This is a genomic window from Streptomyces sp. ISL-11, from assembly GCF_018614525.1.
Classification (GTDB): domain Bacteria; phylum Actinomycetota; class Actinomycetes; order Streptomycetales; family Streptomycetaceae; genus Streptomyces.
This window is the reverse complement of sequence record NZ_JAGGOL010000156.1, coordinates 1-14,878: the sequence shown is the minus strand read 5'-3', so window position 1 is coordinate 14,878 and position 14,878 is coordinate 1. Positions and strand designations below refer to the sequence as shown.

Here is a 14,878-nt window from a genome sequence, read left to right as displayed (position 1 = left end):
GGGGTGAGCGTAGTGGCGGGGTCCGACAACGCCGCCCCTCAGCCGGTCGAGGACCGGCGGAAGCCCTGCGCCCCCAGCACCCCGAGCCCCGCCACGGCCCAGACCGCGCCCACGGTCTGCGCCGTGCCCGACGCCTTGACGATCACCGCGATCACCACCGCCAGGCCCAGCAGCGGCACCACGACATGCCGCACGGGGTCCACCGGACCGCCCCGCCGGCGCACCGCGAACCAGCCGATCACCGACAGGTGCAGCAGCGCGAACGCCACCAGCGCGCCCACGTCCACCACCGACACCAGCCGGTCGAGGCCGTCGTCGCGCCGGGCCGCCCACACCGCCGCCACCAGGGTGACCGCCGCCGCGCCGAGCAGTGCGAGCCGCGGCACGCCCGAGCCCCGGTCCACCTTCGACAGGACGCCCGGCAGCCGCCGGTCGCGGGCCATGGCGAACAGCAGACGGCCGGCCGCGGCCTGCCCGGCCAGGGCCGCGAACGCCGCGCCGATGGCCTTGCTGGCGGCCACCAGATCGTGCAGCCAGGCGCCCGTCGCCGCGTCGACCGTGTCGTAGAAGGCCGACCCCTGGCTCGCCGGGTCCGCCGCGAGCTCGATCGGCGACATGGGGGCGAGCAGCGACGCCAGGTAGGTCTGCGCGATGAACAGCACGCCCGCCACCGCGAGGCAGGTCAGCACCGCGCGCGCCACCCGCTCGGAGCCGCCCGCGGACTCCTCCGCGAACGCCGCGATCGCGTCGAAGCCCAGATACGAGAGCACCGCCACCGACACCGCCGTGAAGACGGCCCCCGTGGAGAGCCCGCCCTCCCCGGTCAGCGGCGACAGCCAGCCGCGCTGCGTGCCCTTCTCGGCCAGGGCGAAGACCGCCGCGGCCACGAAGACCAGCAGCACGACGATCTCCATGACCAGCACCAGGAAGCCCACCAGCGCCGCCGTCCGCACCCCCCACATGTTCAACGCGGTCGTCACGACCACCGCGAGGGCCGTCCACACCCACCGCGAGACCTCCGGCACCAGCGCGTTCATCGCGATGCCGGAGAAGAGGTACGCCACCGCCGGGATCAGCAGATAGTCGAGCATCGCCATCCACCCCGCCATGAACCCCGGGCCCTCGCCGAGCCCCACGCGCGCGTACGTGTAGACGGACCCCGCCCGGGGGGCGACGCGCACCATCTGCGCGTACGAGAAGGCGGTGAACGCCATGGCGACGGTCGCCACCACGTAGACGAGCGCGACCGCCCCGTGCGACTTCGCGTCGAGGGTGCCGAAGATGCCGACCGGCGCCATGGGGGCGATGAACAGGAGCCCGTAGACGACCAGGTCCCGGAAGGAGAGCGTGCGGCGCAGCGTCTCCCGCTCGCCGTTCCCCTCGCGCCGCCCGCTCTCGCCGCTCTTCCCGCTCTTCCCGTGACCGCCGGCGGGTGGTGTGCCCATGGAGTGCCCCTCGCTGGTGCGTACCTCCCGCCATCGTGCCCCAGCTCCGGCCGCCATGCCGGTCAAGCGGAATCCGCGGATGACGGGCCCGTACGATGGATCGCATGACTGCTACCACCGCCCGCAAGGTTCTGCTCGCCGCCCCCCGTGGCTACTGCGCGGGCGTGGACCGTGCCGTGATCGCCGTCGAGAAAGCCCTGGAGCAGTACGGGGCACCCGTCTATGTGCGCCACGAGATCGTCCACAACAAGTACGTGGTCCAGTCCCTGGAGAAGAAGGGCGCCATCTTCGTCGACGAGACGGAGGAGGTGCCCGAGGGCAACATCGTCATCTTCTCGGCCCACGGTGTCGCCCCGGTCGTCCACGACGAGGCCGCGCGCGGCAAGCTCGCCACCATCGACGCCACCTGCCCGCTGGTCACCAAGGTCCACAAGGAAGCCGTCCGGTTCGCCAACGACGACTACGACATCCTCCTCATCGGCCACGAGGGCCACGAGGAGGTCATCGGCACGAGCGGTGAGGCGCCCGACCACATCACCCTGGTCGACGGCCCCGACGACGTGGCGAACGTGACCGTCCGCGACGAGTCCAGGGTCGTCTGGCTCTCCCAGACCACCCTCTCGGTGGACGAGACGATGGAGACCGTCGACGCCCTCAAGGGCCGCTTCCCGCAGCTCATCAGCCCGCCGAGCGACGACATCTGCTACGCCACGCAGAACCGCCAGACGGCCGTCAAGCAGATGGGCGCCGACGCCGACCTGGTGATCGTCGTCGGTTCCAAGAACTCCTCCAACTCCGTCCGCCTCGTCGAGGTCGCCCTCGGCGCGGGCGCCCGCGCCGCCCACCTCGTCGACTTCGCCGACGAGATCGACGAGAACTGGCTGGAGGGCGTCGGCACGGTCGGCGTGACCTCGGGCGCGTCCGTGCCGGAGATCCTCGTCGACGGCGTCCTCCAGTGGCTCGCCGAGCGCGGTTACGACGACGTCGAGACCATCACGGCAGCCCAGGAGTCGATCACCTTCTCGCTGCCGAAGGAGCTCCGCCGGGACCTGCGCGCGGAGGCGGCCGAGCTGTCCGGCCGGCCCGCGGGCTCCGGTTCCGACTCCGGCTCCGGCTCCGTCGACGGGTGACCTCCCCTGAGGGGTGACCGCCCGCCCGACCCCTTAGCGTGGTCGTCATGGACGCATTCGGTGTGGACATCGGCGGATCGGGCATCAAGGGCGGGCCGGTGGACCTGGCGCGGGGAGAGATGACCGAGGACCGGTTCAAGGTCCTCACCCCGCACCCGGCCACCCCGGACGCGGTGGCGGACCGCGTCCGCGAGGTCACCGACCACTTCGGCTGGTCCGGGCGGCCGGTCGGGGTGACCTTCCCCGGCGTCGTCGTCGGCGGTACGACCCGTACCGCCGCCAACGTCGACCCGGGCTGGATCGGCCTCGACGCCGCCGCGCTGCTCGGCGAGCGGCTCGGTGCCCCCGTGACCGTCCTGAACGACGCGGACGCCGCCGGGCTCGCCGAGATGCGTCACGGCGCCGGGCACGGCCGGCCCGGCACGGTCATCGTCCTCACCTTCGGCACCGGCATCGGCAGCGCCGTCTTCACCGACGGCACGCTGGTGCCCAACACCGAGCTGGGCCACCTGGAGCTGCACGGCCACGACGCGGAGACCCGCGCCTCGACCCGGGCCAAGGAGGACGAGGGCCTGAACTGGCAGCACTGGGCCCGCCGGGTCCAGCGCTACCTCGTCCACGTCGAGAAGCTGTTCTCGCCCGACCTGCTGGTGATCGGCGGCGGCGTCAGCCGCAAGGCCGACAAGTTCCTGCCGCTGATCGAGGGCGTCAGCGCCGAGATCGTTCCCGCTCGGCTCCAGAACAACGCGGGGATCGTGGGGGTCGCGATGGCCGCCGCCGCTGCCGGCTCCGCTCCCGTCGCCGCGACCTGATCAGCGCGACCCTGCGGGCGAACGCGATCAGCGCGGACAGCAGGGTGCCGGCGTACAGCCAGCCGGCGTTCAGCGACAGCACGGTGACCATGCCCATGGCCTGGCCGGCGAGGCCGCCCGAGCCGCCGCTGAGGGGCACGGCGCCCACCGCGAAGGCGATGGGCGCGGTCACCGGCGCGGTCGCCAGGTCGACGGGCCGCACCCAAGCGGCGCCCGCGGCGCTCGCGACCAGGAAGCACACCCCGTAGGCGGTGGCCGAGCCACCGGCCGTACGGGCGTCCAGCCAGCCGGCTGTGAGCATCGCGAGCACGAGGAGCACTCCGCCGCCCAGGCCGGTCAGCCGCGCCCCCGGCACCCGCAGTGGGGGAGAGGCGCGCCCGGAGCGGGCACGGTAGAGCGACGCGCTCTCGCCCTGCCCCACGGGGGAGGCGGGCCGGGGCACGGGGGACGTGCGACGGGCCTTGCGCTGAGGGATTCGCGTGCTGGGTTGCTCCACCCGACCAAAGTAGGTCGAGAAGTGGGAGGAATCCGACGTTGGACACGCCGTTCGGGCCACCTTGGCCGTGTGTTCGACTGATAGTCCTTCCGGGCCGTCCGCGCGGCGCGGACCCGTAGACTGGATGACCGGCCCCGCCGTGGGCCGCGGACCCTTTACACCATTCCCGGGGATGGCACCGGCCGACCGGCCGCCTGCGTCGTCATGGGAATCTCGCTACGGGAAGTCGCCACGTGTCGCTCACGATCGGAATCGTCGGTCTGCCCAATGTCGGCAAGTCGACCCTGTTCAACGCCCTGACCAAGAACGACGTGCTGGCGGCCAACTACCCGTTCGCCACCATCGAGCCCAACGTGGGCGTCGTCGGCGTCCCCGACCCCCGGCTGCAGAAGCTGGCCGCGATCTTCGGCTCGGAGAAGATCCTCCCCGCCACGGTCGACTTCGTCGACATCGCCGGCATCGTCCGCGGCGCCTCGGAGGGCGAGGGCCTGGGCAACAAGTTCCTGGCGAACATCCGTGAGTCCGACGCGATCTGCCAGGTCATCCGGGCCTTCAAGGACGAGAACGTCGTCCACGTCGACGGCAAGGTCTCGCCCAAGGACGACATCGAGACCATCAACACCGAGCTGATCCTCGCCGACCTCCAGTCGGTGGAGAAGGCGGTCCCGCGCCTGACCAAGGAGTCCCGCCTCCAGAAGGAGAAGGTCGCCGTCCTCGCCGCCGTCGAGAAGGCCCAGGGCATCCTGGAGTCCGGCCAGACCCTCTTCTCGGCCGGCATCACCAAGGGCACCGAGCAGGGCGACCTCCTGCACGAGCTGCACCTGCTCACCACCAAGCCGTTCCTCTACGTCTTCAACGTCGACGAGGACGAACTGGTCGACGAGGACTTCAAGAACGAGCAGCGCGCACTGGTCGCCCCGGCCGAGGCGATCTTCCTCAACGCCAAGATCGAGTCCGAGCTCATCGAGCTGGACGACGACGAGGCGCTGGAGCTCCTCCAGTCCATGGGCCAGGAGGAGCCCGGCCTCGCCACGCTCGGCCGCGTCGGCTTCGACACCCTGGGCCTGCAGACCTACCTGACGGCCGGCCCGAAGGAAACCCGCGCCTGGACCATCAAGAAGGGCGCCACGGCCCCCGAGGCGGCCGGTGTCATCCACACCGACTTCCAGAAGGGCTTCATCAAGGCCGAGGTCATCTCCTTCGCGGACCTCGTCGCCACCGGCTCCGTGGCCGACGCCCGCGCGGCGGGCAAGGCCCGCATGGAGGGCAAGGACTACGTGATGGCGGACGGCGACGTGGTGGAGTTCCGCTTCAACGTGTAGTCACGCGCTTGCCGCACGGTGGATGATTCATCAAACGTGCAGGTCAGAAGGGGTCGGGCTCGGTCGAGTCCGACCCCTTCCGCCGTGTGGGCGCGTGTGGGCGCGTGTGGGCGCGTGTGGGCGCGCGAGGGCGCGCGAGGGCGCGCGGGGTCAGACGTGGGGGACCGCCGTGGCGAGGACCACCTCGAATTCCTCGAGGCTGCTGGTGGTCACACGAACCTTCGCCGCGGCCTCTCCGCGGACCGCCGCGACGACGCCACGGGATGCCACGAGTGCGTCGCGGTCGGTGTAGAGCGCGCCGACAGCGGCTCTGTCCCTGTCGCGGTCGACGAGCAGGGAGATGCCGGCCAGTCCGGGGATCTTCTGGAGCTTGGGCAGTGAGATGTCGCGGAACGTGTCCACCAGCAGGTCGGTGTCGGACTGCTCGACGTCCATGCGGACCAGCCGGAACCCCGCGCTGGGCCCAAGGTCCTCCGCGCGCCGGGCGACCGCCGCTTCCCAGTTGTCGACCGTCATGGTCTGCGCGAAGGGAGCCATCAGCTCGGCCCGTCGCTTGCTCAGGTTCTCGAAGCTGGCCTGCCGGGAGGCATCGTCCTCCCACCACGATCCCACCAGGAGCTTGCCGAGCTCGCGGTCGGCGAACAGTCCCATCCCGCGAAAGCCCGGCTGCGCCGACAGCAGCTCGCGCCCCTCGGTCCGGAGCGCCTCGGCGACCCCGTCGAGCTTGGCCGGATCACCCGTTGCATAGATGCTGCGCACGTACATGGCGCCCACTCCTGCCTTCCGACGGCCCCGTGCGGGCTCGTGTTTCCCCACTCCATGCGATGGCCGGGGCGGATGCGGGGCAACGTGGCAGGGGCATCCAGGTGAAGAAGCGGGCCGTCGCCGGGCGCGCCTCTCGCGAGCGCGGCCCTTTCCCGTTCCCTCGCGGCGTCGGTGCCGGAACGCCGCCGCCCGGCGCAGGAGCCTCTCCCACGCCGGGCCGCGGGCCGGTCCGTCCGGGGCTCAGCCGAAGAACGCCAGCAGTTCCTCCGTGACCGCCTCCGGCTGTTCCTCCACCAGGTAGTTGCGGGTGTTCTTGATCTCCGCCATGCGGACGTCCGTGCCCTGGGTGGGGAGCACCTGCTTCATGTAGTCGAAGAAGGTGCCGTACGCCAGCCCCAGCATCGGGGCGGTGACCTTGTCGTAGGACAAGAAGTCCTCGATGTCCTGCTGGTACGCCTGGAACCAGCCCTGGGCGGCGCGGATCGCGGCGGGGGAGGAGTACGCCCGGGTGTAGACGTCCCGGACCTCGGAGGTGATCGAGTCGGGGTTCACCAGGCTGAGGTTGAACATGTAGTCGATGAGGTAGCGGTAGCGGCCATCGGCGAGGAGCTGCTCGGGGAGTTCGCGCACCTGGTGGAAGGCGAGCCACCAGCGGTGGGGGCCCTGGTGGTCGGGGCGTGGCACCATGGAGAAGTCGTAGTAACTCTCGTCGATGTGCGTGGTGTTGAGGATGGCCACCTTTTCCGTGGCCTCCGGGTGGGTATTGGCGAAGCTGAAGGCGACCATGGCGCCAATGCCGTGCCCGGCGATATTGATCTTCTCGTATCCGAGATGGCGGGCCAGCTCCCGGATGTCCAGCGCCATGTTCTTCTTCTCGAAGCCGGACGTCGGCTTCTCCGAGCCGCCCATGCCCCGGATGTCGACGGCGATCACGCGATAGCGCTCCGCCAGGGCCGGCATGACCTTGCGGTACTCCCACCACGTCTCCGGCCAGCCCGGCAGCAGCACCAGCGGCTCTCCCTGTCCGCCGATCACATAGTGCAGCCGGACGCCGTTGACGTCGGCATAGCGGCTGCTGAAATCGCCGTCCAAGGACGCCGCGAGCTCCGCGTCGAGATCATTCGCATTCGGCGACACTTCGCACCCCTTTTGTCGCGACCTTTCCGAAGCCGAGTGGGTTTGAACATCCAACCTGCTCGGTTGCGCACGACGGTAGCAAGATCCAGCCGATGCGTCGTTGTGATGGTCGCCACGTCATGGCTTTCATTACGCAGCGTGGCGACGCCCTGTGTCGCAAGGGGAGTTCGCGGCGCATAATTGCGGATGTGCCGGGCGGGAATGCTTCCCGCACGTGCGCCTGTGGTCTGCAACTACACGCCCCTGAGCTGCAATTCACTACATCTAGTGAAACCCTGGCCTGAAGTTGCGGATCGCCACGGAGGGTTGCCAAGCTGTTGCTGACTGTCAACCTGTTGGGAGTGGACGTGGCCTTCGGTGACCAGCCCGCATACCTTCGAGTCGCCGGTGACCTTCGACAGAAGATCGTCACAGGCGACCTGCCGCCCCACACCCGCCTCCCCTCCCAGGCGCGCATCCGCGAGCAGTACGGGGTCTCCGACACCGTCGCTCTGGAGGCCCGCAAGGTCCTGATGGCCGAAGGGCTCGTCGAGGGGCGGTCGGGGTCGGGCACGTACGTACGGGAGCAGCCCGTGCCGCGCGCCCTCGCCCGTACCGGCTATCGCACGGCCGGGGAGTCCACGCCGTTCCGTCAGGAGCAGGCCGACGGCCGGGTCAAGGGCACCTGGGACTCCCGCAGCGAGCAGGTGGTCGCGGACGTCGCGGTCGCCCGGCGGCTGCGCATCGCCACCGGCGACCGGGTCATGCGGACCGACTATCTCTTCAGAGCCGCCGGTGAGCCGGTGATGCTGTCCACCTCGTGGGAGCCGCTCGCCGTCACGGGACGGACGCCCGTGATGCTCCCCGAGGAGGGCCCGCTCGCCGGCCGCGGCGTGGTGGAGCGGATGGCCGCCATCGACCTGATCGTCGACAACGTGGCCGAGGAGGTCGGCGCGCGGCCCGGGCTCGCCGAGGAGGTCCTGGCGCTCGGCGGCGTCCCCGGTCACTACGTGGTCGTGGTCTCCCGGACGTACTTCGCGGGCGGCTGTCCGGTGGAGACGGCGGACATCGTCGTGCTCGCCGAGCGGTATCGGATCGCTTACCACCTGCCGGTGAAATGAGGGTGTCCTGCCGGTGACGTGTGGATGACGAGGGGATGAACCATGCCCCGGCTGGTCGGTGACAACGATTTCCGACCGGTCCGGGGCCGCCCGCTGATCCTTACCAGCGGGTAGGAAGTATGCAGTTCGCACCGCTTTGCCCGGATAGGGCGGGGCGGTTTTTTCTGTTGCAAAACTCACATACAGCCAGGTCAGGGGCTTTTCGCGGAACGCCGCCGTCCAAATCGCTCGTACGATGGCGCGGTTTGTGTCCTGCCCGTGAGGGAGAAGAAAGAGAAGGAGATCCGGGGCGTTGAGTACCGAGCAGGGTTCCCACTCCAACTACCGCCGGACCCTCGGCCCGGTGGCGTTGACCGCTGTCGGCCTCGGGTCGATCATCGGCTCCGGCTGGCTCTTCGGTGCCCAGCGGGCCGCGGCCATCGCCGGACCCGCCGCGATCCTCGCCTGGGTCATCGGCGCGGTCGTCGCACTGACCATCGCGCTCACCTACAGCGAGCTCGGCGCGATGTTCCCCAAGGCCGGCGGCATGGTCCGCTACGGCCAGTACTCGCACGGCTCGCTCGCCGGCTATCTCGCCGCGTGGGCCAACTGGATCGCGATCGTCTCCGTCATCCCCGGCGAGGCGACCGCTTCCGTGCAGTACATGAGCTCCTGGAAGTGGAGCTGGGCCAAGGAGCTGTACGACGGCAAGGAGCTGACCGGCAGCGGTGTCGCGCTGGCCAGCGTGCTGCTGGTCTTCTACTTCTTCCTCAACTGGTTCGCGATCACGCTGTTCGCCAAGACCAACAACGCGATCACCGTCTTCAAGGTCGTCGTCCCGGTCCTGACCGCGGGCGCGCTGATGTGGGCGCACTTCGACACCAGCAACATCAAGGAGTCGGGCGGCTTCACGCCGAACGGCTGGAGCTCCGTCTTCACCGCGGTCGCCGTCTCCGGCATCGTCTGGGCGTACAACGGCTTCCAGTCCCCGCTGAACATGGCCGGCGAGGCCCGTAACCCGGGCAAGTCGCTGCCCAAGGCCGTCATCGGCTCGATCCTGATCGCGCTGGTCATCTACATCGCGCTGCAGATCGCCTTCCTGATGGCCGTCCCCTCCGGCGACCTCGCCACGTCCGGCGGCTGGGCCAACCTCGGCTACAACTCGCCGCTGGCCGACCTGGCCATCGCCTGGGGCCTGAACTGGCTCGCGATGCTGCTGTACGCGGACGCCTTCATCTCGCCGTCCGGCACGGGCATGATCTACGCCGCCACCACCTCGCGCATGATCCACGGTGTGCAGGAGAACGGCCACCTGCCCGGAGTCTTCGGCAAGGTCGACCCCAAGACCGGTGTCCCGCGCCCGGCGCTCGTGCTCAACCTCGTCGTCGCGTTCCTCTTCCTCGCGGTCTTCCGCGGCTGGGGGTCGCTCGCCGAGATCGTCTCCGTGGCGACCGTCATCTCGTACATCACCGGCCCCGTCGCCGTGATGTCCCTGCGCCGCATCTCCCCGGACCTCAAGCGTCCGGTGAAGCTGCGCGCCATGCCGGTGATCGCCCCGGTCGCCATGATCTTCGGCTCACTGGTCCTGTACTGGGGCCGCTGGCCGCTCACCGGCAAGGTCATCCTGATCATGGCCGTGGGCCTGCCCGTCTGGGCCTGGTACGAGCTGCGCAAGCCGTGGGCCGTGATCAAGCCGCACCTCAAGGCGGGCGCCTGGGTGGTCGCCTACCTGCTGGTCATGGCGTTCGTGTCCTGGGCCGGCGGCGAGGAGTTCGGCGGCCAGGGCTATCTGGCTCCGGGCTGGGACGCCCTCGTCGTCGTCCTGATCGCCCTCTCGTTCTACTTCTGGGGCGTGCGCAGCGCCTGGCGCAACCCCACCCTGGTGGAGACCGAGAAGGAGATGGAGGCCGCCGCCGCGGCCGAGGAGCAGGAGGAGCTCGCGCTCTCCAAGGCACCGAAGGCGTAGGGCCCGCTTTCCGCGGGCAGTCCTCCAGGGGGCGGTCACAGGTCCGTACGGGCCCGTGGCCGCCCCCTGCGGCATGTCCCCGGCCGCGCGGGCCGGCGGTACGCCCTCTGGGGCTCCTGAGCGGCCCGTGGTGACCCGCCGTGGCCAAATGCGTACCTCTTCGTGAAAAACCGTATCCGCTGCGTAAAGGTCGGGCGTACGCTCGGCATATGCGGACTGCGTTTTCTCGGGGAGACGCCGAACGGCGTACGCCGGTGCGTACGACGGCGGAAGGGCAGGGGCGATGACTGACAGCGGACCGATTCTGCCCTGGCTGGTGATCCGTCAGGAGGCAAACGGCAACCGCTACCGCGTCGGGTGCTACGCCACCAAGACGGAGGCCGAGGAGGTGGCCGAGCGGCTCGACGCCAGTGGCCGCCGCCGGCTCTACATAGTCGAGCGCATGGGGCGCTGACACCGCACCCCACCGGGCCCGTCGGTCCGGCCGCCTAAGCTGCCCTCCATGACAACGGTGCGCGTGGTGGTGGGCGGGGCGGTCCTCGACCGGGGACGGCTGCTCGCGGCGCGGCGCAGCGCGCCGCCCGAGCTGGCCGGCCGCTGGGAGCTGCCCGGCGGCAAGGTGGAGCCCGGCGAGAGCGCCGAGCAGGCGCTGGTGCGGGAGCTGCGCGAGGAGCTCGGCGTCGAGGCCGAGCCGCTGGAGCGCATCGAGGGGGAGTGGCCGCTGCGGCCGCCGTACGTGCTGCACGTGTGGACGGCGCGGCTGCTGGCGGGCGAGGCCCGGCCGCTCCAGGACCACGACGAGCTGCGCTGGCTCACCCCGGACCGGGTGGACGAGGTCGACTGGCTGGACCAGGACCGGCCGGCGGTCGCCGCCGCGGCCCGCCTGCTCCTCGGCGATGCCGCCCGCTCGCGGCCGTAGCCGGGCATGCCGTGTTCGGCGGATCGTGTGACCTGCGGGCCGTGTCGTGCGCACCACCGCTGCGGTGGTGTCCTCAATCTCCCCCAGCTACCGCTGGGGTGCCCCCAGACGGGCTGACATCGGCTGAGCCCAGCCGAAATCCAGCCTGTCCGGCGATTGAGGACGCGCCCGTAGGGCACCCGCCGCCGCAGGCGGCAAAGACAGCCCGCGGACGAGGGTCCGCCCGCCGGCCGTCCCGGCGGACTACGCCATCCGTGGCACAGCCGACGACCCCGCGGTGCCGAAGAAGATAGTCAGCCCGCCATACCGGGTATGTGCTGATTATTCTCCCCGTATCCGGGCAATCCCGGACGGGGCCGCAGCGGTCTGGGAAGTGGTCGGCGTGAGCGACAGCGCAGGGACCCTGGCGTCGACGCCCGGCTTCGCCGAATGGAGCTTCCCCGCCGAACCCGGCGCCGTCCGCACCGCGCGCACGCTGGTGCGCGACACCCTGGAGGACTGGGGCCTCGGCGGGGTCACCGACGTGACGGTGCTGCTGGTCAGCGAGCTGGTCACCAACTCCCTGCGGTACGCCAGCGGGCCCATCGGCGTCCGGATGTACTCCCACGCCGGCCCCACCCTCCTCGTGGAGGTCTCCGACCCACTGCCCGATCCACCCCGCGAACGTGTCGCCGAACCCGACGACGAGGGCGGCCGCGGACTGCAATTGGTGGCCATGGCCTCGCGACGCTGGGGCACCCGCCGGGGCAACACCGGGAAAACCGTGTGGTTCGAGCTCAGTCTGCCCGGTTAGGAACCCGGTGAGGAGACATAGCGGGTTGAGACCGTGCTGTGATCGTGAAGTCCGTGTTCCGAAGGCCACCTGTGCTGGATACTCGGCCTTCTGATGCCGGTGCGAGCACATGAGCCGGAGGGGACGGGCACGTGAGCGAAAAGCCAGCGGGTACGGCGGGTGGCACGCCGGAGGTAACGGAAGCCACCGGGATGTGGCAGAACAGCCCGCCCGGGTCCCTCTACGACTACATTCGCGTGGCCTCCTTCTCGCTGGGCCCCGACGGGCGGATCGAGCAGTGGAGCGAACGCGCGGCCGAGTTGTTCGGAATAGCGGCGCGACAGGCCGTCGGCAAGGACCCCGCGGAGATCTTCACCCCGCCCGAGGCGCACCCCCGGCCCGGGGTGCCGCGGCAGCCGTCCCCCTTTCTGCGCGAAGGCGGCCTGGACGGCCGGGAGTGGACCGGGATCGTCCCCTACCAGCGCGGGGAGCGGTGCCGGCCCGGCCTCGCCGAGATCTATGTGATGCCCACGGAGAACGAGCGCGGCGAGCGGGCCGCGCTCTGCGTCGCCGTCGACGTCCAGGCGCTGCGGGGAATAGAGACCGACATCGCGGCCTCCGAAGCCGTTTTCGGCCAATCTCCGCTGGGGTTCTTCTTCTTCGGTACGGACCTGACGCTGCTGCGCGTCAACGAGAGCTTCGCCCAGACCTTCGGCCGCCCCGCCGCCTGGCACCGCGGCCGTACGCCGCACGACTTCCTGCCCCGCGGTGAGGCCGAGCGGCTGACCTCGGCGCTGCGTCAAGTACTGGACAGCGGCAAGCCGGTGTCGGACATTCAGCTCGTGGGGCCGGTCCCCGGGCAGAGCGAGCGGCGCCGCTGGTCGGTGTCGCTGTACCGGCTGCACAGCGGCAGCGGACGGCCCATCGGCGTGGCCGCGCTCGCCACCGACGTCACCGGCCGCCGCCGCGCCGAGCGGGAGGCCGCGGGCGTACGCCGCAATCTGGCGCTGCTCAATGAAGCGGGCGCGCGCATCGGCAACAGCCTGGACCTGGAGACCACGGCGCGGGAGCTGCTGGACGTCGCCGTGCCGCAGTTCTGCGACCTCGCCTCCGTCGACCTCTACCAGGGCCTGCTCGCCGGCGACGAGGCGCCGCCCGGCCTCGCCGACGGCAGCGCCGAACTGCGCCGCGTCGCCTACGCCAGCGCCGTGTCGGGCGCGCCCGTCGACGGCGACGACAAGCCCATCCAGGTCGGCGAGGTGCACCGCTACGCCTTCCACTCGCCCTGCGCCGGAGCCCTGCGCACGGCGCAGGTGCAGGTGGTGCCGCGCCGGGAGCGCGAGGAGGGCCCGGAGTTGGGCGGGGTCGTGCAGTCCACGCTCGCCGTGCCGATGGTCGCCCGGGACACGGTGGTGGGCCTGGCCCAGTTCTCCCGTACGAAGGGCAGCGAGCCCTTCGGCGAGCGGGACACCGCCCTGGCCGTCGAGCTGGCGGCGCGGGCCGCGGTCTGCATCGACAACGCCCGGCTCTACCGCCGCGAGCACGAGCGCGCGCTGATCCTCCAGCGCAGCCTGCTGCCCCCCGGCGACCCCGAGGCCGCCGGTCTCGACATCGCCTGCCGCTATCTCCCCGCCAACGCGGCCACCGAGGTCGGCGGCGACTGGTTCGACGTCATCGAGCTGCCCGGCCACCGCACGGCCCTGGTCGTCGGTGACGTCATGGGCCGCGGCCTGCGGGCCGCCGTCGCCATGGGCGAACTGCGCACCGCCGTACGGACCCTGGCCATGCTCGACCTGGAACCGGCCGAGGTGCTCTCCGCCCTCGACGAGATCGCCCACGGCCTGGGCCGGCCCGGCGGCAAGCAGTCCGCCTCGCGCGGCGTGCGCGGCGGCGTACGGGCCGAGGACCTCTCCGAGGTCTATCTGGCCACGTGCGTCTACGCCGTCTACGACCCGGTCACCCGGCGGTGCACGGTCGCCAACGCCGGTCACCTGCCTCCCGTCCTGGTCGAGGCGGGCGAGCCCGCCATGCTGCTGGACGTGCCGCCGGGCATGCCGCTGGGGGTCGGCGGCGAGCCCTTCGAGGAGACGGAGGTGGACCTGCCGGACGGCGCCCTGCTCGCGCTCTACACCGACGGCCTCGTGGAGTCCCGCGACCATCCGCTGGACGAGGGCCTCCAGGCCTTCCGCGACGCCCTCACGGACCCCGCACGGCCGCTGGAGGACGTCTGCGACCACGTCCTGAGCGCCCTGGACACCCACCACGGCGAGGACGACATCGCGCTGCTCATGGCCCGGCTGCGGGGCCTGCCCGAGGACCACGTGGGCGACTGGAAGCTGCCGCCCGAGCCGCGCTCGGTCGCCCGCGCCCGGGAGATGGCCCGCGGCCTGCTGCTGTCCTGGGGCCTGGAGAGCCTGGTGGACACCACGGAGCTCCTGGTGAGCGAGCTCGTGACCAACGCCCTGCGGTACGGCGAGGGGGAGATCCGGCTCCGGCTGCTGCTGGACCGGACCCTGGTGTGCGAGGTCTGGGACGGCGGCCTGGTCCAGCCCCGCCGCCGCCGGGCCCGCGACACCGACGAGGGCGGCCGCGGCCTGCAGCTCGTCGGCCTCCTCAGCGCCGCCTGGGGCAGCCGCCGCACCCCGCACGGCAAGACGGTCTGGTTCGAACTCGCGCTCCCCGACGGGAACTCCCCGGCACCGGACGCGGTGGAGGCGCTGCTGAGCCTGTACTGAGCGCGGGTCGGCTCCTCGCCGTGGACGCCGGCTTTCGTCGTGCCGGCCGCCGTTGCCCGCGCCGCGGGCGCCGGCAGTCGCGCGTTGGCCGCGGTACCCAGCGTGCCGGCCGCCGGCGCTCGTACCCTGGCCGCCGGTCCTCGGTCGGCAGCCCGCAGTCGCGTGCGCTTCGGCCGTCGGAACTCCGGGTGTCGGCCGCGAGCACGGGTGCCGGGCGCCGGCACCCACGTCCCGCCACCGGCGGCTCCCGCGAAGACCTCGCGGACGTACCCGCTGCCCTCGCCCGGCGCGGCGCCGGTC

The 14,878-nt window shown here is 71.3% G+C and carries 13 protein-coding genes; 9 read left to right on the top strand and 4 right to left on the bottom strand.

Features of this window, described 5'->3' with window-relative positions; translation table 11 throughout:
* Nucleotides 1-38 precede the first annotated feature (38 nt).
* The gene (locus J7E86_RS26515) at nt 39-1,445 is read right to left on the bottom strand and encodes an APC family permease (protein ID WP_215085004.1); all 1,407 of its coding nucleotides are present in this window, start codon (nt 1,443-1,445) and stop codon (nt 39-41) included.
* A 95-nt stretch (nt 1,446-1,540) separates the two neighbouring features.
* On the opposite strand from J7E86_RS26515, the gene J7E86_RS26510 reads away from it, so the two are divergent.
* Nucleotides 1,541-2,575: a 4-hydroxy-3-methylbut-2-enyl diphosphate reductase gene (locus J7E86_RS26510; RefSeq protein ID WP_215085002.1), complete on the top strand. Its 1,035-nt coding sequence runs from the start codon at nt 1,541-1,543 to the stop codon at nt 2,573-2,575.
* A 47-nt stretch (nt 2,576-2,622) separates the two neighbouring features.
* Complete coding sequence (gene ppgK, locus J7E86_RS26505) at nt 2,623-3,387, top strand: polyphosphate--glucose phosphotransferase (RefSeq protein ID WP_215085000.1); 765 nt, start codon at nt 2,623-2,625, stop codon at nt 3,385-3,387.
* Here the strand turns inward: ppgK and J7E86_RS26500 are convergent.
* Nucleotides 3,284-3,883, bottom strand: coding sequence for a DUF6542 domain-containing protein (locus J7E86_RS26500; RefSeq protein ID WP_215084998.1), 600 nt, complete (start codon nt 3,881-3,883; stop codon nt 3,284-3,286). The genes ppgK and J7E86_RS26500 overlap by 104 nt on opposite strands.
* A 233-nt stretch (nt 3,884-4,116) precedes the next feature.
* On the opposite strand from J7E86_RS26500, the gene ychF reads away from it, so the two are divergent.
* A complete protein-coding gene (gene ychF, locus J7E86_RS26495; RefSeq protein ID WP_215084996.1) occupies nt 4,117-5,205 on the top strand; it encodes a redox-regulated ATPase YchF in 1,089 nt (362 codons plus the stop codon).
* 150 nt (nt 5,206-5,355) lie between these two features.
* Here the strand turns inward: ychF and J7E86_RS26490 are convergent, their stop codons facing one another.
* Nucleotides 5,356-5,970 (bottom strand): antibiotic biosynthesis monooxygenase, encoded by a 615-nt coding sequence (locus J7E86_RS26490; RefSeq protein ID WP_215084994.1) that lies wholly within the window; start codon nt 5,968-5,970, stop codon nt 5,356-5,358.
* A gap of 240 nt (nt 5,971-6,210) precedes the next feature.
* Nucleotides 6,211-7,107 carry an alpha/beta fold hydrolase gene (locus J7E86_RS26485; RefSeq protein WP_215084992.1) on the bottom strand — a complete coding sequence of 299 codons (897 nt, stop codon included), beginning with the start codon at nt 7,105-7,107 and terminating at the stop codon, nt 6,211-6,213.
* 347 nt (nt 7,108-7,454) lie between these two features.
* On the opposite strand from J7E86_RS26485, the gene J7E86_RS26480 reads away from it, so the two are divergent.
* The 6 genes from J7E86_RS26480 (at nt 7,455) to J7E86_RS26455 (ending at nt 14,578) form a co-directional block, all read left to right on the top strand.
* Nucleotides 7,455-8,207 carry a GntR family transcriptional regulator gene (locus J7E86_RS26480; RefSeq protein WP_215085030.1) on the top strand — a complete coding sequence of 251 codons (753 nt, stop codon included), beginning with the start codon at nt 7,455-7,457 and terminating at the stop codon, nt 8,205-8,207.
* Between the two features lie 292 nt (nt 8,208-8,499).
* Nucleotides 8,500-10,152, top strand: a complete 1,653-nt coding sequence (locus tag J7E86_RS26475) for an APC family permease (protein ID WP_215084990.1) — start codon at nt 8,500-8,502, stop codon at nt 10,150-10,152.
* A 283-nt stretch (nt 10,153-10,435) separates the two neighbouring features.
* Nucleotides 10,436-10,606, top strand: a complete 171-nt coding sequence (locus J7E86_RS26470; protein WP_215084988.1) for an SPOR domain-containing protein — start codon at nt 10,436-10,438, stop codon at nt 10,604-10,606.
* Nucleotides 10,607-10,654: 48 nt separating this feature from the next.
* Nucleotides 10,655-11,071 carry a (deoxy)nucleoside triphosphate pyrophosphohydrolase gene (locus J7E86_RS26465; RefSeq protein WP_215084986.1) on the top strand — a complete coding sequence of 139 codons (417 nt, stop codon included), beginning with the start codon at nt 10,655-10,657 and terminating at the stop codon, nt 11,069-11,071.
* 373 nt (nt 11,072-11,444) lie between these two features.
* Nucleotides 11,445-11,864: an ATP-binding protein gene (locus J7E86_RS26460; RefSeq protein ID WP_215084984.1), complete on the top strand. Its 420-nt coding sequence runs from the start codon at nt 11,445-11,447 to the stop codon at nt 11,862-11,864.
* A gap of 191 nt (nt 11,865-12,055) precedes the next feature.
* Entirely contained in the window at nt 12,056-14,578 is a 2,523-nt protein-coding gene (locus J7E86_RS26455; RefSeq protein WP_215085028.1) for a SpoIIE family protein phosphatase, read from the top strand.
* Nucleotides 14,579-14,878 lie beyond the last annotated feature (300 nt).

What these genes read in the sequence shown, in the direction of transcription:
- J7E86_RS26490 (WP_215084994.1), bottom strand. Translation starts at nt 5,970, where the DNA reads ATGTACGTGCGCAGCATCTATGCAACGGGTGATCCGGCCAAGCTCGAC.
- J7E86_RS26465 (WP_215084986.1), top strand. Translation starts at nt 10,655, where the DNA reads ATGACAACGGTGCGCGTGGTGGTGGGCGGGGCGGTCCTCGACCGGGGA.
- J7E86_RS26455 (WP_215085028.1), top strand. Translation starts at nt 12,056, where the DNA reads ATGTGGCAGAACAGCCCGCCCGGGTCCCTCTACGACTACATTCGCGTG.
- J7E86_RS26470 (WP_215084988.1), top strand. Translation starts at nt 10,436, where the DNA reads ATGACTGACAGCGGACCGATTCTGCCCTGGCTGGTGATCCGTCAGGAG.
- J7E86_RS26510 (WP_215085002.1), top strand. Translation starts at nt 1,541, where the DNA reads ATGGATCGCATGACTGCTACCACCGCCCGCAAGGTTCTGCTCGCCGCC.
- J7E86_RS26515 (WP_215085004.1), bottom strand. Translation starts at nt 1,445, where the DNA reads ATGGGCACACCACCCGCCGGCGGTCACGGGAAGAGCGGGAAGAGCGGC.
- ppgK (WP_215085000.1), top strand. Translation starts at nt 2,623, where the DNA reads ATGGACGCATTCGGTGTGGACATCGGCGGATCGGGCATCAAGGGCGGG.